The sequence below is a fragment of the Azospirillum sp. UENF 111221 genome, assembly GCF_058780625.1.
This window is the reverse complement of record NZ_JBSNCH010000005.1, coordinates 1,566,117-1,586,021: the sequence shown is the minus strand read 5'-3', so window position 1 is coordinate 1,586,021 and position 19,905 is coordinate 1,566,117. Positions and strand designations below refer to the sequence as shown.

The 19,905-nt window shown below is 66.8% G+C and carries 16 protein-coding genes and 1 pseudogene; 7 read left to right on the top strand and 10 right to left on the bottom strand.

Annotation, left to right across the window (positions count from 1 at the left end; genetic code table 11):
* Positions 1-22 precede the first annotated feature (22 nt).
* The 4 genes and pseudogenes from ACWPN3_RS22110 to hisN all read right to left on the bottom strand — a co-directional run bounded on the left by ACWPN3_RS22110 (position 23) and on the right by hisN (position 5,219).
* Entirely contained in the window at positions 23-1,894 is a 1,872-nt protein-coding gene (locus ACWPN3_RS22110; RefSeq protein WP_492241392.1) for an extracellular solute-binding protein, read from the bottom strand.
* Positions 1,895-2,341: 447 nt separating this feature from the next.
* A pseudogene (locus ACWPN3_RS22105) lies at positions 2,342-3,496 on the bottom strand (extracellular solute-binding protein); the annotation flags it as partial.
* A 417-nt stretch (positions 3,497-3,913) separates the two neighbouring features.
* Entirely contained in the window at positions 3,914-4,426 is a 513-nt protein-coding gene (locus ACWPN3_RS22100) for a hypothetical protein (RefSeq protein ID WP_492241180.1), read from the bottom strand.
* Between the two features lie 10 nt (positions 4,427-4,436).
* A complete protein-coding gene (hisN, locus tag ACWPN3_RS22095) occupies positions 4,437-5,219 on the bottom strand; it encodes a histidinol-phosphatase (RefSeq protein WP_492261744.1) in 783 nt (260 codons plus the stop codon).
* Positions 5,220-5,394: 175 nt separating this feature from the next.
* Between hisN and nudC the strand changes: the two genes are divergently transcribed.
* The gene (gene nudC, locus ACWPN3_RS22090) at positions 5,395-6,300 is read left to right on the top strand and encodes an NAD(+) diphosphatase (RefSeq protein WP_492241178.1); all 906 of its coding nucleotides are present in this window, start codon (positions 5,395-5,397) and stop codon (positions 6,298-6,300) included.
* Positions 6,301-6,419: 119 nt separating this feature from the next.
* Here nudC and ACWPN3_RS22085 read toward each other — a convergent pair whose 3' ends face one another.
* The 4 genes from ACWPN3_RS22085 to ACWPN3_RS22070 all read right to left on the bottom strand — a co-directional run bounded on the left by ACWPN3_RS22085 (position 6,420) and on the right by ACWPN3_RS22070 (position 9,298).
* Positions 6,420-6,956 carry a DUF29 domain-containing protein gene (locus ACWPN3_RS22085; protein WP_492241177.1) on the bottom strand — a complete coding sequence of 179 codons (537 nt, stop codon included), beginning with the start codon at positions 6,954-6,956 and terminating at the stop codon, positions 6,420-6,422.
* A gap of 91 nt (positions 6,957-7,047) precedes the next feature.
* A complete protein-coding gene (locus tag ACWPN3_RS22080) occupies positions 7,048-7,356 on the bottom strand; it encodes a hypothetical protein (RefSeq protein ID WP_492241176.1) in 309 nt (102 codons plus the stop codon).
* Between the two features lie 238 nt (positions 7,357-7,594).
* A complete protein-coding gene (locus ACWPN3_RS22075) occupies positions 7,595-8,461 on the bottom strand; it encodes a prephenate dehydratase (protein WP_098739012.1) in 867 nt (288 codons plus the stop codon).
* Between the two features lie 51 nt (positions 8,462-8,512).
* A complete protein-coding gene (locus tag ACWPN3_RS22070; protein WP_109445394.1) occupies positions 8,513-9,298 on the bottom strand; it encodes a 3-deoxy-manno-octulosonate cytidylyltransferase in 786 nt (261 codons plus the stop codon).
* A gap of 373 nt (positions 9,299-9,671) precedes the next feature.
* Between ACWPN3_RS22070 and ACWPN3_RS22065 the strand changes: the two genes are divergently transcribed.
* On the top strand, positions 9,672-10,211 hold the full coding sequence (locus ACWPN3_RS22065; protein WP_109445395.1) for a c-type cytochrome: 540 nt from the start codon (positions 9,672-9,674) through the stop codon (positions 10,209-10,211).
* A gap of 118 nt (positions 10,212-10,329) precedes the next feature.
* Here the strand turns inward: ACWPN3_RS22065 and ACWPN3_RS22060 are convergent, their stop codons facing one another.
* A complete protein-coding gene (locus tag ACWPN3_RS22060; RefSeq protein WP_492241175.1) occupies positions 10,330-11,196 on the bottom strand; it encodes an NUDIX hydrolase in 867 nt (288 codons plus the stop codon).
* A gap of 201 nt (positions 11,197-11,397) precedes the next feature.
* On the opposite strand from ACWPN3_RS22060, the gene ACWPN3_RS22055 reads away from it, so the two are divergent.
* The 5 genes from ACWPN3_RS22055 to ACWPN3_RS22035 all read left to right on the top strand — a co-directional run bounded on the left by ACWPN3_RS22055 (position 11,398) and on the right by ACWPN3_RS22035 (position 18,839).
* The gene (locus tag ACWPN3_RS22055; protein ID WP_247872910.1) at positions 11,398-11,853 is read left to right on the top strand and encodes a response regulator; all 456 of its coding nucleotides are present in this window, start codon (positions 11,398-11,400) and stop codon (positions 11,851-11,853) included.
* A 956-nt stretch (positions 11,854-12,809) separates the two neighbouring features.
* A complete protein-coding gene (locus ACWPN3_RS22050) occupies positions 12,810-14,756 on the top strand; it encodes a PrkA family serine protein kinase (RefSeq protein ID WP_098739016.1) in 1,947 nt (648 codons plus the stop codon).
* A 149-nt stretch (positions 14,757-14,905) separates the two neighbouring features.
* Positions 14,906-16,198, top strand: coding sequence for a YeaH/YhbH family protein (locus ACWPN3_RS22045; protein ID WP_109445397.1), 1,293 nt, complete (start codon positions 14,906-14,908; stop codon positions 16,196-16,198).
* Between the two features lie 79 nt (positions 16,199-16,277).
* Positions 16,278-17,831: a SpoVR family protein gene (locus ACWPN3_RS22040; protein WP_109445398.1), complete on the top strand. Its 1,554-nt coding sequence runs from the start codon at positions 16,278-16,280 to the stop codon at positions 17,829-17,831.
* A 120-nt stretch (positions 17,832-17,951) separates the two neighbouring features.
* Complete coding sequence (locus ACWPN3_RS22035; RefSeq protein ID WP_492241174.1) at positions 17,952-18,839, top strand: FkbM family methyltransferase; 888 nt, start codon at positions 17,952-17,954, stop codon at positions 18,837-18,839.
* A gap of 30 nt (positions 18,840-18,869) precedes the next feature.
* On the opposite strand, the gene ACWPN3_RS22030 is transcribed toward ACWPN3_RS22035, so the two are convergent.
* Entirely contained in the window at positions 18,870-19,736 is an 867-nt protein-coding gene (locus ACWPN3_RS22030) for a hypothetical protein (protein WP_492241173.1), read from the bottom strand.
* Positions 19,737-19,905: the final 169 nt, after the last annotated feature.

The following is a 19,905-nucleotide window of genomic DNA, read 5'->3' as shown; positions in this document are numbered from 1 at the left end:
ACAGCTTAGACCAGAGCGTGGTTCACGGTCCCGTGCGGCGTGCGCTGTTGGCGAGCTTCGCGTTCTTGTCCGCGTCGATCCACCAGCTGTCCGGGAAGCCCAGGCCGTACTTTGGGGCAACCGTGGGATGGGAGAAACGGTTCCAATAGGCCACGCGGTACACCGTGTCGTGCCAATGCGGGATGACGTACCAGTTCCACAGCAGCACACGGTCGAGCGCCCGAGTGGCGGCGATCAGCGACGGGCGGTCGGGGGCGGCGATCAGCGTCTCCACCAGCTTGTCGATGGCCGGGTTCTTGATGCCGATCGAGTTGCGGCTGCCGGGCTGGTCGGCACGCGAGGATTCCCAGTAGTCGCGCTGTTCGTTGCCGGGCGACAACGACTGCGGGAAGCGCTCGATGATCATATCGTAATCGAAATTATCGGTGCGGTTCTGGTACTGCGCGCTGTCGACCACGCGGATCTGCGCCTCGATGCCGGCGCGCTCCAGATTGCGGACGAAGGGCTGGACGATGCGTTCCATGTCGGCCTGGACCAGCAGGAACTCGAAGCGGAAGGGCTGGCCCTGCGCATTCACCAGCTTGCCGTTCTTCAGTTCCCACCCGGCGTCCTTCAGCAGGCCCAGCGCGGTGCGCAGGTTGCCGCGGATGTTGCCGCTGGCGTCGGTCTTCGGCGGCTCGTAGGGCTTGGTGAACACCTCGTCCGGGATCTGGCCGCGGAACGGCTCCAGCAGCTTCAGCTCCTCGGGCGAGGGCAGGCCGGTGGAGGCCAGTTCGGTGTTGGCGAAATAGCTCTTGGTGCGCTGGTACAGGCCGTAGGACAGGTTGGCCCGCGTCCATTCATAGTCGAACAGGTAATTCAGCGCCTCGCGCACACGGCGGTCCTGGAAGACCGGGCGGCGGATGTTGAAAACGAAGGCCTGCATGCCCTGCGGGTCCTCGTGCTTGATCTCCTCCTTGATGATCTGGCCGTTCTGCACCGCCGGGACGTTGTAGCCGGTGGTCCAGTTCTTCGACGAGTTCTCCAGCCGGAAATCGAAGGCGCCGGCCTTGAACGCCTCGAAGGCGACGTCGAGGTCGCGGTAATAGTCGTAGCGGATGCGGTCGAAATTGTAGCGGCCGCGGTTGATCGGCAGATCCTTCGCCCACCAGTCCTTGACCCGCTCATAGGTGATGGCGCGGCCGGGCTGCACGTCCACCGCCTTGTAGGGACCGCTGCCGATCAGCGGCTCCAGCGTCGTGGTGGCGAAATCGCGGTTGGCGAAGGCATGCTTGGGCAGCACAGGCAACTGGCCCATGATGACTGGAAGCTCGGGATTGTTGCCATCCCGGAACGAGAATTTGACCGTGCGCTCGCCGGTCTTCTCCGCCTTCGTTACGTCAGCGTAATAGGTGCGGTAGAGCGGGTGGCCCTTTTCCTTGAGCGTGTCGAAGCTCCAGATCACGTCATCCGCCGTGACCGGCTGGCCGTCGTGGAAGCGGGCCTCCGGCCGCAGGGTGAAGGCGACCCAGGTGCGGTCCGGAGCGACCTCGATGCTTTCGGCCAGCAGGCCGTATTCGGTGATCGCCTCGTCGCCGTTGCTGGTGGTCAGGGTCTGGAACACCAGCCCGGCCCCGGCGGCGGCCTGTCCGCGCAGGATGAAGGGGTTCAGATTGTCGAAGCCGCCGAAGGCCATCAGCTTGACCTCGCCGCCCTTCGGGGCGTCGGGATTGGCATAGTCGAGATGCTGGAAGTCCGGCCCGTATTTCGGCGTGCCGTGCAGGGCCAGGGCGTGGCTGCCCCCGGTCTTGCCCTGGTCCTGAGCCGCGGCCGGGGATGCCGGCAGAAGCGCTGCCGCCATCATCACCGCTGCCGCCGCCATACCGGTGCCCAGCCACCGCATCCGACCCGTCATGCCCGATCCCCTCCTTCGCTTGTTTTCTCGAAAAGCGTTCAGACTTATGGAGTTAGCCCCGCAATGGGGCGTCATCAAGGCTGCGCCGCCTTGCCGGCCGGATCGACCCACCAGGTCGCCGGGAAATTGGTGCTGCGATAGTCCTGGTCGTATTTCGGCCAGACCGCGGGATGGGCCAGCCACGCCTTGTGGGCGATCCAGCTTTCCGGGTTGTGCCATTGCGGCACCATGTAGAACCCCCACAGCAACACGCGGTCGAGCGCGCGGGTGGCGGCCTGCACCGAGTTCGAGATCCTTGGCCCCCAGCGCCTTTTCGATCAGCGCGTCGGCCACCGGGTCATGGATGCCGGAATAGTTGGCCGATCCCTTGAGGCCGGCGGCGGCCGAGCCGAAATAGCCGCGCAGCTCGGTGCCCGGCGGGGTGAAGAAGGCGAGGTTGACGATGATCGAGTCGAAATCGAACTCGTCCAGCCGTGCCTGATACTGCGCGGTATCGACCAGACGCAGGGAGGCGTCGATGCCGACGCGGCGCAGGCTCTCGACATAGGGCTGGATGACGCGGGTCAGCGCGCCGGTGCCGTCGAGGAACTCGATCGCCATCACCTCGCCGGTCTTGCCGTTGGTCAGCTTGCCGTTGCGGACCTCCCAGCCGGCCTCCTTGAACAGGCGGGTCGCCTCGCGCACCTGGGCGCGGTTGTTGCCGCTGCCGTCGGTGGTCGGCAGGGTGAAGGGCTGGGTCAGCAGCCGCTCGGACAGCTGCGCCTTGAAGGGTTCCAGCAGCGCCAGCTCCGCCGGGCCGGGCGGTCCCTTGGCGCCGAAGTCGGAGTTGGGGAAGTTGCTGAGCGTCCGCTTGTACTGGCCGTACAGGATGTTCTTCTGGATCCAGTCGAAATCGAACAGCAGGGCCAGCGCCTCTCGCACGCGCGGGTCGGCGAACTTGTCGCGGCGGGTGTTCAGGCGGAAGCCCTGGGCGCCCAGCGGCAACTCGCTCGGCACCTCCAGCGTCTTGACGCGGCCGTCCTTCATGGCGGGGAAGTCGTAGCCGGTGGTCCAGCGCTGCGCCCGGTATTCGCCGCGGAAATCATAGGCGCCGGCCTTGAACGCCTCGAACATCACGTCGTCGTCGCGGTAGAAGTCGTCCTTCACGGTGTCGAAATTGTAGAAGCCGCGGGCGGTCGGCAAATCCTTCGCCCACCAGTCAGCGACCCGCTCGTAGGTGATGGAGCGGCCGGCATCGACCGTCTTGATGCGGTAGGGACCGCTGCCCAGCACCGGCTCCAGCGTCGTCTTGGAGATGTCGCGCCCCTGCGCCGTCCACCAATGCTTTGGCTGCGGCGAGAAGGTGGTGGCGAAGTCGATGATCGGCTTGATCTCCCCCGTGCCGGTCAGGGTGATCTTGAAGCGGCGGTCGTCCAGCGCCTCCACCTTGGCGGTGCGGTCGAGGAAGGACTTGATGAAGGGCGCGCCATGGGCCTGGATCGCATCCCAGGTGAAGACCACGTCGGCGCTGGTGATCGGCGTGCCGTCATGCCACTGGGCGCCCTGGCGCAGCGTGAAGATCGCCCAGCCGAAATCGTCCGGCACCTCGACGCTTTCCGCCATGTGGGCGTAGGCGGCGTCCAGCTCCCAGCCGGACCCGACCATCAGCGTGTCGGAGATCAGCCCCAGCGTGCGCGGACGCACCCCGCGCAGGATCAGCGTGTTCAGGCTGTCGTAGGTGCCCGGCTGCGATTCGGCCAGCCCGACCGACCCGCCCTTGGGCGCGTCGGGATTGACGTGGGGGAAATGGGTGAAGCCGGGCTGGAACTGCGGCTCGCCGAACTGCTTCAGCGCGGTGACGGTCCGGGTGGCGGCCTGCGCTGGCGCCAGGATCGCCGATGTCGACAGCGTCAGGATCGTGGCGGCAAGGACGAGAAGGCGGCGCATCGGCGGTCCTGTGTGGGGTGCGGACGTTCTGGTTAGATTGCCACGCCCGCGCCCCGGTCAAGCGCAATTCCGGGCGCAATTCCGGTTCTCAGGTCAGTTGCTTCGCGCCGCGCGCCAATGGTCGGCCATGCGGTCCATCAACTGGCGATAGCGGCGGTCGGTCCGCATCAGCTTGCGCACCGACTTTCCGTTGCGCGGGTCAGCCAGCATCCAGGCCTCCGCCGCCGCCTGATGTTCCGGATGGATCGACAGCAGATAGATCGCCGCCTGTTCCGGGGACGCGATGACCGTCTCCTGCATCCCTTCCAGGATGGCGCCGACATAGAGCGGCAGGACCTTGCGGAAATCCTCCGGCCCGCCGTCGGTCTTGCCCTCGGCCTCGGCGAGATCGGGGGAGGCGCCGCCGTTGGCCATCAGGGCGCTGCGTTCGGCCGCCGGCAGGGCGAAGAAGGCATCGAGCCCCAGCAGCAGGTCGCAGACGGTCTTTTTGCGCACCATCCAGTTCGACCCGCCCGACACCCGCGCCGCCAGCCCTTCCAGGAAGGGCCGCAGCTTTTCAGGGGACGTTTCAAAAACGGAACGGGCGGGAGGGGAGATGGCGGTCATGGCGCTTCCCTCAACCGGCCAGCGTCGCCATGGCGTCGCGGTGGGTCTGCGGATCGCCGGCGGCGATCACCCGGCCGGTGGAGTTGGCGTCGAGCGGCTTGCCCTCCCAATCCGTCATCAGCCCGCCGGCCCCAGTCACCACCGGCACCAAGGCCGCGAAATCGTACAGCTTCAGCCCCGACTCGACGACGAGGTCGTAATAGCCGGACGCCAGCAGGCCGTAGCTGTAGCAGTCGCCGCCGTAGGACGCCGTCTTCACCTTGGCGGCGACGCGGCGGTAGGCCTCGTAATCGCTGCCGGGGAACAGGTCGGGCGAGGTGGTGCCGAACATGGCGGCAGGCAGCCCGCCGGGGCAGGGGCGCACGCGCACCGTCTGGCCGTTGTGGGTGGTCGGGCGGCCATCGACGCCGATCCAGCGGTCGCCGACGATGGGCTGGTCGATGATGCCCAGCACCGGGCGGCCATGGTGCAGCAGGGCGATCAGCGTGCCGAAGATCGGCCGGCCGGTGATGAAGGACTTGGTGCCGTCGATGGGGTCGATCACCCACACCCATTCGGCGTCCAGGTTCTTGGTGCCGTGCTCCTCGCCATAGATGCCGTCGTCGGGGCGCTGGCTTTCGATGATGGTGCGGATGACGTGCTCCGCCTCGCGGTCGGCGATGGTGACCGGCGAGGCGTCGGCCTTGTCGTCGATGGCGACCGGAGTGCGGAAATAGCGGCGGACCACGCTGCCGCTGGAGTTGGCCAACCGCTGGGCGAGCGCCACCATCGGGGCGGGGCAGGGTTCGGTCATGGTCGCTCCTTGAGACTTCTGTCGATAGGGTTGCCGCATCCTAACGGCGTGTGCCCGCCCCGGAAACCCGAAAGCGCCCCGGCTCTGCTTGAGGAGAGGCCGCGGTTTCCGCCGGGCAGCTCCTCCGCCGGCAGGGCTTTGCGCCCGGCCCGGCTTGTGGCAGCCTCGACGGGCCATGACGAACCGACCCAACATCTACGCCGCCGCGCCCATCGACCGCGCCTCCCTCCGCCGCAAGGACGAGGATTGGCTGACGGAGGCCTGGCTCGCCCCCGCGTCCCGCGTCCTGCCGATCTGGCAGACCAAGAGCTTCGTCGCCGGTCCGGAGGATGCGCCCCGCGCCGTCCTGCTGCCGGCGGAGGGGCTGGACGCGGTGCCGATCTTTCTCGGCCTGATGGACGGCACGCCGGTCTTCACCGTCGACCTGTCGATGGTCGAGGACCCGGACGCGCTGCCGGCCTTGCGCGGCCATGGCCGGTTCGAGGATCTGCGCGCCACCGGCCCGCTGATGCCGGAAGGCGAGGCGGCGCTGTGCGCCTATGCCCGCGGCATGGTGTGGTGGAATGCCCGCCACCGCTTCTGCGGCGTCTGCGGCTCCCCGGCGGCGACGGCGGAGGGCGGACATGTGCGGCTCTGTACCAACCCCGGCTGCGCCACCCACCATTTCCCGCGCACCGACCCGGCGGTGATCATGCTGGTCCATGACGGCGGCGACCGGGCGGTGCTGGGCCGGCAGAGCCGGTTCCCGCCCGGCATGCATTCGGTGCTGGCCGGCTTCCTGGAGCCGGGCGAAAGCCTGGAGGACACCGTCGCCCGCGAGGTGTTCGAGGAGGTCGGGCTGACGGTGACGGACATCCGGTACCGCTCGTCGCAGCCCTGGCCCTTCCCATCCTCGCTGATGCTGGGCTTCACCGCGCGGGCCACCAGCTTCGACATCGACACCGGCAACGACGAGCTGGAAAGCGCCCGCTGGTTCGACCGCGACTTCCTGCGCAGCCACACCCCGGACGAGACTTTCCGCCTCGCCCGGCCCGACTCGATCGCCCACCGCCTGATCCGGGAATGGATGGCGGAGGGGTGAGGGATCAGTGGATGAACAGCTTCACGAAGATGCCGATCTGAAAGGCAAGCACGAAGCCGAGCATCCGCTTCATCAGGGGCATGTCGGACTTCAGACTGCGATCTTCGGACCTCGGCATGTCAGTCGAGGTTCGGATGCGGGCCGGGGCCGGGCCAGTAACGCTCGTCCAGCGCCTCCCTGCCATAGGGACTGACCGTCGGGAAGGTGCCGGCGGGCAAGCCGGTTTCCAGCGATGCCTTTTGGACGGCCCGCTTGTAGAGCTTCGCATCCTCCAGCAATTCGGCAAGCAATGGGCGCAGGCTCGGGCTTTCCTCCACCACGTCTTCGATGCGATGGCGCTGTTCACCGATGGTTCCAAGCCAACTGCCGGTGCGCATGCCCGGCTGAAACTGGTACTTGAGGAGATGGGTGAGCAGCACTTCAAGCCGGTTGCGCAGTTCCTGCCGCTTGGCCTTACCCATATCCTCCAGCTCTTCGGCGAGGTTGGCGCGATCCAGTGCGGTAAGTGTACCCGAACGAAGCAGCGCCGCCTGACGTTCGATCCAGGCGACGAAGTCCTCGTCGTAAAGTCCGCTGTCCGGCGGGTCGGATGCGAGCTTGGTCGCCGGAGCGGGTGGCTCCGGACGCGGCGTGGACATGCCTCGGATGATGCGCATGGTCGGCCTGACGTAGAGCAGGAATTGAGATATTGCCAAGCGTAGCACACGATGTCAGGCCGGTCATCCTGGGCAAGGGTGGACACCCTTCCTAATGCCGCTGCTGCACCCCCACCGCACGCGTGGGGGAGCGGCGGCGGTCGAAGGGGTTGGGGTGGCGGGTGCAGGTGTCGTTGTAGAGCATCATCAGGGAGGCCGATTCGGCCGCGCTGCGGCAGGTGGCGCAGCACAGGTTGTCCCAGACCATCTGGCGGACGGCGGCATCGCCCCAGGGTTCATGCAGAAGCGAGGCGCCCTTTTCCAGCGCGGCCATGAAGGGGATATGTTCGTGGGCGGCGATCTGCGCCACCTCGTCCGCCTCCAGATCGGCCAATCCCAGACAATCTTCCATCGTGAGCATGGCAACCTCCATCCGTGGCGCCATGGCCGTCGGCGGGGTCTCACCCGTCAGCCGCCGTGGTGTTTGTTGTAATCGGACCCTTGTGGAACCGGCGCTTGCCGGTGCTTCCTGTATAACAACTTCAGCTAATCTTGCCCAGCGCCGGCCGGACGCGGCCAAGGCTAAGTTGCGTCACTGCGGCGGAATGACGCGTGACTTGCGGCAACTGCGAAAAGACTTGCGGCGTTGCGGGAAAGCGTCAGTCCTCGCCGACGCGCTGGCTTTCCTGATAGCGGAAAGGGTTGGCCGGATAGACGCCCAGGATCTTCACCTCGCGGGCGAAGAAATCCAGCTCCTCCAGGGCGAGGCGCAGCGGGCGTTCGTCGGGATGGCCCTCGACGTCGGCGTAGAACTGGGTCTGGGTGAAGTGGCCGCCGACCATGTAGCTTTCCAGCTTGGTCATGTTGATGCCGTTGGTGGCGAAGCCGCCCAGCGCCTTGTAGAGCGCGGCCGGCACGCTGCGGACACGGAAGACGAAGGTGGTGATCGTCTTGCAGGAGCCCAGCGCCGGCAGCTTCGGCTCGCGCGCCAGGATCAGGAAGCGGGTGGTGTTGTGGGTGGCGTCCTCGATCCCGCTCTTCAGGATGTCGAGGCCGTAGATCTCGGCGGCCAGCGAAGAGGCGATGGCGGCATGGCGCGGGTCGTTCATCGCCGCGATCTCTTTCGCGGCGCCGGCCGTGTCGGCATGGTTGATCGCTTGCAGGCCCAGGCCGCGGATGGCGGTCTGGCACTGCGACAGCGCCTGGATGTGGCTGCGCACGGTCTGGATGCTGTCCAGCGTGGCGCCCTTCGGCGCCAGCAGCTGGTGGTTCACCCGCTGGAAATGCTCGCCGATGATATGCAGGCCGCCTTCCGGCAGCAGATAGTGGTTGTCGGCGACGCGGCCGGCGATGGAGTTCTCCACCGGGATCATCGCCAGCGACGCCCGCCCGTCGCGCACGGCGGAGAAGGCGTCCTCGAAGGTGGCGCAGGGCATCGTCGTCATGGTCGGCCGCGCGTTGCGGCAGGCCAGATCGGAATAGGCGCCGGGGAAGCCCTGGAAGGCGATGATGTTGGACGTGCCCATGAGCGGAATTCCCCCGGCGGATCTTGAATAAAAGACCGACTGTGTCGGATGTCAGCCGGCTTGACGGCTGGAGAGGAGGGCGCAGGCGCGCTCCAGGTCGGCGGGAGTATCGACACCCAGCGGAACCGCGTCAACGACCGCCGCGTCGATGCGCATGCCGTTCGACAGGGCGCGCAGCTGCTCCAGCCGCTCGCGCTGCTCCAGCACCGACGGCGGCAGCGACACGAACCGCTCCAGCGCCGCCCGGCGGTAGGCGTAGAGACCGATGTGGTGGTAGAGCGGCCCGTCGCCGGTCGGCGCGGTGGCGCGGGTGAAATAGAGCGCGCGGCCCTGGCGGGCTCCGGCCGGCAGCTCCAGCACCGCCTTCACCACATTGGGGTTGGTCCGCTCCTCCTCCCGCGTGATCTCGGCCACCAGGGTGGCGATGTCGACCTCCGGGTCGGCCAGCGGGGCGAAGGCGGCGCGCACGCTCTCCGGCTCGATGGTCGGCAGGTCGCCCTGCACATTCACCACCGCATCGTGCCGCCCCTCCGGGTCGATCAGCTGCAGCGCCTCGAAGATGCGGTCGGAGCCCGAGGGATGGTCGGGGCGCGTCAGCACCGCGGTGCCGCCGGCGGCCTCGACCGCGCGGGCGATCTCAGGCTCGGCGCAGGCGACCACCACCGGGCCGATCTCCGCCTCCATGGCGCGGCGCAGCACATGGACGATCATCGGCGCGCCGAGGATGTCGGCCAGCGGCTTGCCGGGCAACCTGACGGAGGCCATGCGTGCCGGGATCACCACGACCGGGTTAGCCGGGCGGGCGACGGAGATGCTGGCGGGGGCGGCGGTCGGCATGGCGCGGAAACTCCGGTGGGAAGGTCCGGTGGGTCAGGGAATCGGGACGCTTGGATTCGTGACGCTTTTCTGGCGCGGGTGAACCACGGACGCCGGGGCGGCGTCAAGGGGCGGCATCGGGCGATGGCATGTCGGACGGTGCGAGAGCCGCCAGGGGGCCGCAGCGCCTGCCTTCCGGCTGTTTTGCGATGCAGCGTAATGCGCAAGCAAATTAAGTGGTTGGTGACTGCGACAAATTTGTATGCGACCTTTTTTCGCGGTCCGCCGGGCTATGAGAAGCTTCGGACCGCGGGCTATGGTAGCCGCGGCGCGTTCAGCCGCGGGCGGGAGAAACGCCGAGTGTACTGAAATTAGGGAACAAAGGGGCTCATCAATGAGCATGGAGTGGAACAAGGTTTTCGGCGCCGTGCTGCTGGCCGGGCTGATCGCGATGCTGGCCGGATTCGCGTCCAAGGTGCTGGTTCATTCTAAGCCGCTCGAAAAGAGCGTCTATGTCGTCGCGACGCCCGAGGGGGCCAGCGCGCCCGCCGACAAGGGTGCCGCTCCCACCGGTCCGGCGCCGATCGCGCCGCTGCTCGCCGCCGCCAGCCCGGAGGCCGGCCAGAAGGTGGCCAAGGCCTGCGCGGCCTGCCACAGCTTCGACAAGGGCGGCGCCGCCAAGGTCGGTCCGAACCTGTTCGGAATCGTCGGCGGTCCGAAGGGCCACATGCAGGGCTTCGCCTACTCCGACGCGCTGGTCAAGACCGGGGGTACTTGGACCTATGACGAGCTGAACAAGTTCCTCTATGACCCGAAGGGCTATGCTCCGGGCACCAAGATGACCTTCGCCGGCCTCAAGAAGGATGACGACCGCGCGGCCGTCGTCGCCTACCTGCGCTCGCTGGCCGACAGCCCGCAGCCGCTGCCCCAGTAACCGCCTCCAGTACCAGGGTACCGGGCGCCGCCGCGGCCGGAAGAAAAAAGCCCCGCTCTCGCAAGAGGCGGGGCCTTTTGTTTGTCCGGATCGGCACCCGGCCGGCGAAGCGCCGGGCTTACCGCCGCAGGCTGCGGGCGATCTCCAGATAGTCGGGATCGTTTTCCGGCGTCAGCCGGCCATGGCGGATCAGGAAATCGGCCACCACAAGGGTCACGTTGAACTTCCACTCGCCGCTGCCGCGCACCGACTCCGCCACCTTGTCGAGCGGCCAGAGTTCGAAGCTCTCCACCTCGCCATCCGTGTTGACGGGGGTGAGGCCGGGCGGAAGCTCCAGATCGTAGACGAACAGGCGGTCGCGCTTCAGCCCGGCCGCCGTCTCCATGGTGTAGCTGATGGCGCCGACCGGCACGGCGCGCCGCGCGGTCTCGGCGTCGAGCCCGGCCTCCTCCGCCGCCTCCTTCTCCAGATTCTCGGCCAGGCTCAGGCCGATGGGCTGGCCGCCGGCGATCAGGTTGTCGAGCTGGCCCGGTGCCACCTCGCGGTCCTTGGCGCGCCGGCCGACCCATAGCAGAAGTCCGCCGGCCCCATTACCGGCGGAGTCGTCGCGGACGAAGCCGTTGATGTGCAGGCCGTAGGCCTCGATCCCGAAGGCACCGACGGCGGCACGGTCCAGCCGGGCCAGCGGCTCCGCCCCCCAGCGCGGCAGGACCGGGTAATATTCGCCGCGCAGCGCCTTGACCGTTCCCTGTTCCACCAGATAGGCGGCGGCATGGTCGAGCAGGGTGGAGCGCGCCTCGAAATCCCGGATCTCGGGCGCGATGGTCAGCCGGTTGGCGGTGACGACGAAGCCGGGATCGACCCCGGGCAGCGCCTCGGCCAGGGCATGGCGCACCCAGCCCACGGTGTGGCCGTCCAGCTCGAACGGGCGGAAGCCGGACAGGTCGTGCGCGTTGCACGCGCGGATGTGATCGAGGAAGCTCATGCCGTCCATCTAAGCGGGGCGGACGGGCCGGTGCAACCGCTCATCCAGAGCATGGGCCAGGGCATGAGCCAGGGCCGTGTGCACCCTCGTATATTTGGACATCTTGCGCGTCCCTGGTTGCCATCGTACACAGGTCGGGTCACGAAATGACCGTCGGCAGCATTCCGCCGGCCGGTCGCTCAAGCGAAAGGGCGGGGCGTGATGACTGACCGGTCGGCTGAGAGCGCTGCGGCAGGCAAGACGTCAGGCGAGACGGGGACGCCGTTCGGCGCCCTGTCGGTCCTGGTGGTCGAAGACGAATCCTTCACCCGCATGGTGCTGGCGAAGATGCTGGGCACGCTGGGCGTCAAGGCGGTCCATCAGGCCGCCGACGGCGAGTCGGGACTGGCGGTGGTCGCCGCCCACGCGCCCGACCTGGTGCTGTGCGATGTGGAAATGCAGCCGATGGACGGATTCGGTTTTGTCCGCGCTCTGCGCACCAGCGGCGAGTCGCGCCACAGCAGCCTGCCGGTCGTGTTCATGAGCGGCCGGGTCGACGACGACCGCAAGGCGCAGGCGCGCGACAGCGGCGCCCACGCGGTGCTGGCCAAGCCCGTCACCCCTGCGACCCTGCGCGAGGCGTTGAGCATCGGGGTGAAGGGCTGGCAGCCGGCCTGAGAGGCCATGCTGAGAGGCTGTCCGGCGGAAGGGCTGCCGGCACCGTGCGAAACTCCGGCTTGCCGCCGGAGATTGCTGCCGCCACTGGGGGCAAGCGGGGGCCGCAGGCCTGCCTTTAAAATTTCCCACCCCGTGGCAAGCGTGCCAAGCCATTGAAACAATTCGGTAATCCAGCGGTAACCCTCCACCGTGCCGCGTTGACGCCCCATCCTCACCCAATTTCCGCCTTGTTGATGGGCACGATTGGGACGCAACATGACCTCAAGGAAGTGTTGGGGGATTCTGTTGCGAGGCCGTGGCCGACACTGCGGCAGACCGCAAGTCTCTCAACCGGATATTGTTAAGGTTTGGAGTTCAGTATCGACGGTAAATCCCTGCGCCGTGCTTGGTCGAGGCGGCGCGTCTGCTTGAGGAGGCCGATGGCGTGACAAGGAGCGCCCGATGGAACCCGCTTGGGTCGCATCGCACTGGGCAGTTCTTCCCGATCGGACGGGCAACGACGATTGCCGCCGGTTCCACGCCGTCACCTTCCGACACCGTCACACCTCTTTCCCCGAACCTTCCGACGCATGCGCGGCCGATACGCGCGTGGGTTGAGCAGGTGCGCTCGCCGCACCCACACCGGCCGCAGGACCTAGGTCCTATGGCTGAGGCCAGCTTCACCGCGGGCTTTCCGGCTATGGAGCCTGAGTGCCTGGAAAGCTCCAGGTGGAGCATTACATTCAAAAATGACTCGTTCGGGGGTCGCCGCGTCACGAGACGGACCTCTCCCGGCCTTCACAGGACCGTTCCTTACACCAGACCGCTGGCTTCTATCGCTGAGCGGGGAGGCTGCGGACCCTGCGCGGTCCGCGCCTTCCCTGGAGTGCCCCTTGGATCGCGGCATGCGCCGCGCCCTGCCGCCGCAGCCACCGGCGGCCCCCCGGCGCATCGGACCAGATAAGACGGAGCGACGAATGTTCCCGGCCGACGAACTGTTCACGCGCTACACGCAGAATTACGAGACCCGCCGCGAAACCGAGATGTCCTTGATGGACTATCTCCAGCTGTGCCGCGACGACCCGATGTCCTACGCCTCGGCCTCCGAACGCATCCTCGCCGCCATCGGCGAACCGGAGGTGGTCGACACGGCCCGCGACCCGCGCCTGGGCCGCATCTTCATGAACCGGACCATCAAGGTCTATCCCGCCTTCTCCGAGTTCTACGGCATGGAAGAGACGATCGAACGGATCGTCGGCTTCTTCCGGCACGCAGCACAAGGGCTGGAGGAGCGCAAGCAGATCCTCTACCTGCTGGGCCCGGTCGGCGGCGGCAAGTCGTCGCTGGCGGAACGGCTGAAGTCGCTGGTGGAGAAATGCCCGATCTATGTGCTGAAGGCCGGCAAGGAGATCAGCCCGACCTTCGAAAGCCCGCTCGGGCTGTTCAACCCGGACGAGATCGGCGACGAGCTTGAGGAGCGCTTCGGCATCCCCAAGCGCCGCCTGACCGGGCTGATGAGCCCGTGGGCGGTCAAGCGCCTCGACGAGTTCGGCGGCGACATCAACCGCTTCAAGGTGGTGAAGCTCCACCCCAGCAAGCTGCGCCAGATCGGCGTCACCAAGACCGAGCCGGGCGACGAGAACAACCAGGACATCTCGTCGCTGGTCGGCAAGGTCGACATCCGCAAGCTGGAGATCTACAGCCAGAACGATCCCGACGCCTACAGCTTCTCCGGCGGCCTGAACCGGGCGACCCAGGGCATGCTCGAATTCGTCGAGATGTTCAAGGCCCCGATCAAGATGCTGCACCCGCTGCTGACCGCGACGCAGGAGGGCAACTATGTCGGCTCGGAGAACATCGGCGCCATTCCCTTCCAGGGCGTGATCCTGGCCCACTCCAACGAGGCGGAGTGGCAGACCTTCAAGAACAACAAGAACAACGAAGCCTTCATCGACCGCATCTGCGTGATCAAGGTCCCCTACTGCCTGCGGGTGGCGGAGGAGCAGAAGATCTACGAGAAGCTGGTCAACGGCTCCGACCTGTCGACCGCGCCCTGTGCGCCGGCGACGCTGGAGATGCTGGCGCGCTTCTCGGTGCTGTCGCGGCTGCGCGAGCATCCGAACAGCAGCGTCTACAGCAAGATGCGGGTCTATGACGGCGAGAGCGTCAAGGAGACCGATCCCAAGGCCAAGTCGATGCAGGAGTACAAGGACCAGGGCGGCGTCGACGAGGGCATGGGCGGCATCTCCACCCGCTTCGCCTTCAAGGTGCTCGCCTCGACCTTCAACTACGACTCGACCGAGATTTCGGCCGATCCGGTGCATCTGATGTATGTGCTGGAGCAGGCGATCCGCCGCGAACAGTTCCCGGAGGAGACGGAGAAGAAATACGTCGAGTTCATCAAGGCCGAACTCGCCCCGCGCTACGCCGAGTTCATCGGCAACGAGATCCAGAAGGCCTATCTGGAATCCTACTCCGACTACGGCCAGAACCTGTTCGACCGCTATGTCGATTATGCCGACGCCTGGATCGAGGATCAGGACTTCAAGGATCCCGACACCGGCCAGCTGATGAACCGCGAGCTGCTGAACCAGGAGCTGACCAAGATCGAGAAGCCGGCGGGCATCGCCAACCCGAAGGACTTCCGCAACGAGGTGGTGAAGTTCGCGCTGAGGGCGCGGGCGGCCAACTCCGGCCGCAACCCGTCCTGGACTTCCTACGAGAAGATCCGCGAGGTGATCGAGAAGCGGATGTTCAGCCAGGTCGAGGACCTGCTGCCGGTCATCAGCTTCGGCTCGAAGAAGGACGGCGACACCGAGAAGAAGCACACCGAGTTCGTCTCGCGCATGATGACCCGCGGCTACACCGAGCGGCAGGTCCGCCGGCTGGTCGAGTGGTACATGCGGGTGAAGCAGGCGGGCTGAGGCCGGCGGGTCGGGACAGCTGGACCGGGGGGGACGCTTAATTGCCGCGGGGCGGGGTGTTGCAACGCCCCGCGGCAACCCCACTGTCATAGAAAGCTGTCAGGATCCTAAGGCCGCGTGACGAAACGGGTGGGAGGGCCAGCCCCTTGATGAACATCATCGACCGTCGCCTGAACCCGCAGGGCAAGAGCCTGGCCAACCGCCAGCGTTTCCTGCGCCGTGCCAAGGAACAGGTTGTCAAGGCGGTCCGCGACGCCTCGGGAAAACGGGGCATCCAGGATATCGAGAACGGCGAGAAGGTGACGATCGCCGCCGGCGGCGTGCGCGAACCGTCCTTCCACCGTGCTGCCCAAGGCGGGGTGCGCGACTATGTCGTGCCCGGCAACAAGGAATATGTGGAAGGCGACACCATCCAGCGCCCGGACGGCGGCGGCGGTGGCCGCGGCAGCGAGGGCAGCGCCGACGGCGAGGGCGAGGACGAGTTCCGCTTCGTCCTGTCGCGCGACGAGTTCCTCGACATCTTCCTGGAGGATCTGGAGCTTCCCGATCTGGTGAAGCAGAAGGTCAAGCAGTCGGAATCGCACACGCTGACGCGGGCCGGCTATTCGGTGTCGGGGTCGCCCGCCAACCTGAACCTGGTCCGCACCATGCGGAACAGCCTGTCGCGCCGCATCGCGCTGAAACGCCCGAAGCGCGACGAGATCCGCGAACTGGAGGAGATGCTGCGCGAGGCCGAGGAGGCCGGCGAGGACGCCACGCAGATCCAGGCGTTGCGCGAACAGCTGGAACACATCGTCCTGCGCTCGCGCCGGATTCCCTTCATCGACCCGATCGACGTCCGCTACAACCGGTTCGAGACGGTGCCGAAGCCGATCGCCCAGGCGGTGATGTTCTGCCTGATGGACGTGTCCGGCTCGATGACCGAGCACATGAAGGATCTGGCCAAGCGCTTCTTCATGCTGCTGTATCTGTTCCTGCGGCGGCGCTACCGGTCGGTCGACATCGTCTTCATCCGCCACACCCACGAGGCCAAGGAGGTGGACGAGGAAACCTTCTTCTATTCCACCGAGACCGGCGGCACCGTGGTGTCCACCGCGCTGGAGGAGATGCAGAAGGTGGTGCAGGAGCGCTACCCGCACAATGAATGGAACATCTATGCCGCCCAGGCGTCGGACGGCGACAACATGTCGTCGGACAACGCCAAGTCGGCGACCCTGCTGCGCGACGTGATCCTGCCGATGTGCCAGTATTTCGCCTACATCGAGGTGGCGGCGGAACACAACATGGGCCTGTCGGCGCTGGGCCGCGAAACCGAGCTGTGGCGCACCTACAAGCAGGTGCAGAGCCCGGAACGCCCGCTGGCGATGCGCCGCGTCCGTTCCCGCCGGGAAATCTTCCCGGTCTTCCGCGAGCTGTTCGCCCGCGAGAAGGCGGGAGCGTAAGGGGCGCCTGAGGGGATACAGGGAAATCACCGCCCTCATCCCCCACAGGGGGCAGAGGGGCGGCAGGGGGAGATCGAGAATGACCGCTGTGATCACCAGACCCGAGGCGCTGCTGTATGACGGCGTCGAGTGGGATTACGACAAGATCAAGCGCGTCTATGACGCCATCGAGCACATCGCGCTGAAGGAGATGGGCCTCGACGTCTATCCCAACCAGATCGAGGTCATCACCGCCGAGCAGATGCTCGACGCCTATTCGTCCATCGGCATGCCGCTGATGTACAAGCACTGGTCCTTCGGCAAGCATTTCGCCCGCGACGAGATGATGTACCGCAAGGGCTATCGCGGCCTGGCCTATGAGATCGTCATCAACTCCAGCCCCTGCATCAGCTACATCATGGAAGAGAACACCATGACGATGCAGACGCTGGTGATCGCCCACGCCGCCTTCGGCCACAACCATTTCTTCAAGAACAACCAGCTGTTCCAGCAATGGACCGATGCCCAGGGCATCCTCGACTATCTGGAATTCGCCAAGACCTACATCGCCCATTGCGAGGAACGCTACGGCCATGCGGCGGTGGAGCGGGTGCTGGACGCCGCCCATGCGCTGATGAGCCAGGGCGTGCACAAATACCCGAAGAAACGGTCCGACCTGCGGACCGAGCAGCGGCGCGAGCGCGAGCGGCAGGAATATCAGGACCAGACCTTCAACGATCTATGGCGCACGGTGCCCAAAACCGCCGCCGGCCCGCGCCCGGCCAAGTCGGTGTCGGAGCGCAAGAAGCTGCTGGGCCTGCCGGAGGAGAACATTCTCTATTTCCTGGAGAAGAAGGCGCCGCGGCTGGAGCATTGGCAGCGCGAGCTGTTGCGCATCGTCCGCCACATCTCGCAATATTTCTATCCGCAGAAACAGACCAAGGTGATGAACGAGGGCTGCGCCACCTACGTCCATTACCAGATCATGAGCCGCCTGCACGAGACCGGCCAGATCAGCGAGGGCGCCTTCCTCGAATTCCTGCACTCGCACACCTCCGTCGTGTTCCAGCCGGAATTCGACGACAAGCGCTTCTCCGGCCTGAACCCCTATGCGGTCGGCTTCGCGATGATGCAGGACATCGCCCGCATCGCCGAAAAGCCGACCGACGAGGACCGCCAGTGGTTCCCCGACCTCGCCGGCCGCGGCGACGGCATGGCGGCGGTGCGCGAGGCCTGGGCCAACTTCCGCGACGAGAGCTTCATCCTCCAGTATCTCAGTCCGCACCTGATGCGGAAGCTGAAGCTGTTCAGCGTGCGCGACGACGCAGAAGACCCCTATCTGCTGGTCGATCACATCCACAACGAGCGCGGATACCGCGACATCCGCAAGAAGCTGGCCCGCCAGTACGATTTGGGCTACCTGGAGCCGGACATCCAGATCGTCGACGTCGATCTCGCCGGCGACCGCAAGCTGATCCTGCAGCACCGCGTCACCAACGGCGTGCTGCTCGACGAGAGCGACGCCAAGGCGGTGCTGCGCCACATCGCCAATTTGTGGGGCTACGAGGTGCAGCTGATCGAGGTGTCGGCGATCTCCGAGGCGATCCTGAAGGAGCATGCCGTCACCGCGCCCAGCGGGATCGGCGTAGGCTGATGCCTTGCCCTCTTCCCCGGCCGCCGCGGGCCGGGGAGGGGGGCCGCGTGGCTCCGGCGGACGCGACCTTTGCATCGGGCTCCGCTACACTTCCGGCCGATGGAGCGGCGGGGGGAGGCGATGGCGGACGATCTGCTGGGTGGAGAGGGTCCGGTCGGGCTGGTGAAGGCGCGGCACGGCTTGATGATGTACCGGCGCACCGACAGCGTCGTCGGCCGGTCGCTCGGCTATTACGCTGAATATTTCGAGCAGGAGGTCGCCCTGTTCCGCCAGTGCGTCCGGGCCGGCGACCGGGTGATCGACGTCGGCGCCAACATCGGCGCCCACACGGTGGCGCTGGCGCGGCTGGTCGGCCCCGCCGGCCGGGTGCTGGCGCTGGAGCCGGTCGATGCCAACCACCGGCTGCTCTGCGGAAATCTTGCGCTGAACGGGCTGGACTGGGCCGACGGCGTGCTGGCCGCCGCCGGGGCTGCCGACGGCATGCTGCACCTCGCCGCGGTGGCGATGGACAGGGACGGCAATTACGGGGCGCTGTCGCTCGACGCGCTGGCGGGGGACCGGCCGGTGCCGGTGCACCGGCTGGACGGGCTGTGCCGTGAGGGGGCGGGCCGCATCCGCCTGGTCAAGATCGACGTCGAGGGCATGGAAGCGGAGGTTCTGGAGGGCGCCCGTGGCCTGATCGCCCGCGACCGGCCGGTGCTGTATGTGGAGAACGACCGTCCCGACAAGTCGACCGCGCTCATCCGCCTGCTCGGCGAGCTTGGTTATGCCTGCTACTGGTATCTGCCGGCCTTCCACAATCCGGCCAATTTCGCCGGGCGGTCGGAGGCGATCTTCGGCTATGGGCTGGTCGACACCGGGACGGAGATCCACGGGCTCGGCATGGGGATCAACCTGTTCTGCCTGCCGGCGGAAGCGGGGGCGCGGATCAACGGCCTGCTGCCGGTCGCCGGCCCGGACGAGCATCCGCTGGTGCGCGGCCACAACCGGCGCTTCGTCGGTGGCTGACGGCGCGGTGCGGGCGCGAGGACGGCCGCATCAGTGCTCCGGTTCGGGCTTGATGCCGGCGTCCTTCATGGCGTGCATCAGGTCCAGCATCACGGTGCTGATGTCGGGAAAGGACAGGGCCACCGCGTGGCGGTCGGGATCGAGGCGCACCACATGGGCGATCTGCCGGCCGCCGACCCGATGGCCGGATTTGTCCGGGCGGCTTGTTTCCGGGTTGGCCGTTTCCGGGATGTCCGGGCAATGCAGTTCCAGCCGCAGCTTGCCGCCGACGGCATGAGCGAACTCCCCCGGCGGCAGATCGACCAGCAGGCCGCGGGTCGACCAATTGATCGTGGTGCAGCGCCGGCCCTCCGCCTCCACCGCCAGGACCGGGTCCATGTAGCGGATGGCACGGCGGCGTTCGATCCCGTTCGGCGGCTTGGCGCCGACATCGTGCTGGTCGAGCTTGCGTTTGGCCGCCTGCTTGGTGCGCTCGTCCACCCCGTCCTTGCTGGTCATCAGCGTCGCCTGCACGCGCCGTTCGACGCCGTGGCGGAACTCGTCGTCGGCACCGAACCGCAAGGCCTTGGCGAAATGGTCCTTCGCCTGGGTCAGCAGCGCGTTGCGCCCCTTCTCGTCGCCGCGATGGCCGCAGCGTTCGGCCTGGACCAGCAGCGAATCGACGCTGCGCTGGTAGGCGCCGCGCTGGTAGACGCGGGACAGCTCGCGGAACTCGGCGGCGCGCAGGCTGGGGAATTCCCGGGTCTTCAGCAGCCCGGCCAGCCCCTCCGCCAGCGAGTCGACATGGGCGGGATCGCCGGTTTCCGCCTCCCGGCGCAGGATCCGCACCGCCTCCTCCGCCTTGCGAAGCAGCTGATCTTCCAGTTTGCGGCGCTGGTCGGCGTCCATCACGGGCATGGCGCGGCCCTCCACAGGGGCGGTCTCAACAGGATAGCTCAACTCGTGGGATGCGTCAGCGGCCGGCTATGGTTAACGGGACAGTTGAGGGGCGCCCCAGTAGGATCGGACCGGATTTTCATTTGCCGGCCGACGGCCTTCTTATCTGTGAGGACAAACGGAATCGGCG

Coding starts and splice junctions, on each gene's coding strand:
- ACWPN3_RS22035 (WP_492241174.1), top strand. CDS start 17,952: ATGGCGGACGATCTGCTGGGTGGAGAGGGTCCGGTCGGGCTGGTGAAG.
- ACWPN3_RS22065 (WP_109445395.1), top strand. CDS start 9,672: ATGAGCATGGAGTGGAACAAGGTTTTCGGCGCCGTGCTGCTGGCCGGG.
- ACWPN3_RS22040 (WP_109445398.1), top strand. CDS start 16,278: ATGACCGCTGTGATCACCAGACCCGAGGCGCTGCTGTATGACGGCGTC.
- ACWPN3_RS22075 (WP_098739012.1), bottom strand. CDS start 8,461: ATGGGCACGTCCAACATCATCGCCTTCCAGGGCTTCCCCGGCGCCTAT.
- ACWPN3_RS22030 (WP_492241173.1), bottom strand. CDS start 19,736: ATGCCCGTGATGGACGCCGACCAGCGCCGCAAACTGGAAGATCAGCTG.
- ACWPN3_RS22060 (WP_492241175.1), bottom strand. CDS start 11,196: ATGAGCTTCCTCGATCACATCCGCGCGTGCAACGCGCACGACCTGTCC.
- ACWPN3_RS22085 (WP_492241177.1), bottom strand. CDS start 6,956: ATGCGCATCATCCGAGGCATGTCCACGCCGCGTCCGGAGCCACCCGCT.
- ACWPN3_RS22080 (WP_492241176.1), bottom strand. CDS start 7,356: ATGCTCACGATGGAAGATTGTCTGGGATTGGCCGATCTGGAGGCGGAC.
- ACWPN3_RS22100 (WP_492241180.1), bottom strand. CDS start 4,426: ATGACCGCCATCTCCCCTCCCGCCCGTTCCGTTTTTGAAACGTCCCCT.
- ACWPN3_RS22110 (WP_492241392.1), bottom strand. CDS start 1,894: ATGACGGGTCGGATGCGGTGGCTGGGCACCGGTATGGCGGCGGCAGCG.
- nudC (WP_492241178.1), top strand. CDS start 5,395: ATGACGAACCGACCCAACATCTACGCCGCCGCGCCCATCGACCGCGCC.
- hisN (WP_492261744.1), bottom strand. CDS start 5,219: ATGACCGAACCCTGCCCCGCCCCGATGGTGGCGCTCGCCCAGCGGTTG.
- ACWPN3_RS22070 (WP_109445394.1), bottom strand. CDS start 9,298: ATGCCGACCGCCGCCCCCGCCAGCATCTCCGTCGCCCGCCCGGCTAAC.
- ACWPN3_RS22045 (WP_109445397.1), top strand. CDS start 14,906: ATGAACATCATCGACCGTCGCCTGAACCCGCAGGGCAAGAGCCTGGCC.
- ACWPN3_RS22050 (WP_098739016.1), top strand. CDS start 12,810: ATGTTCCCGGCCGACGAACTGTTCACGCGCTACACGCAGAATTACGAG.
- ACWPN3_RS22055 (WP_247872910.1), top strand. CDS start 11,398: ATGACTGACCGGTCGGCTGAGAGCGCTGCGGCAGGCAAGACGTCAGGC.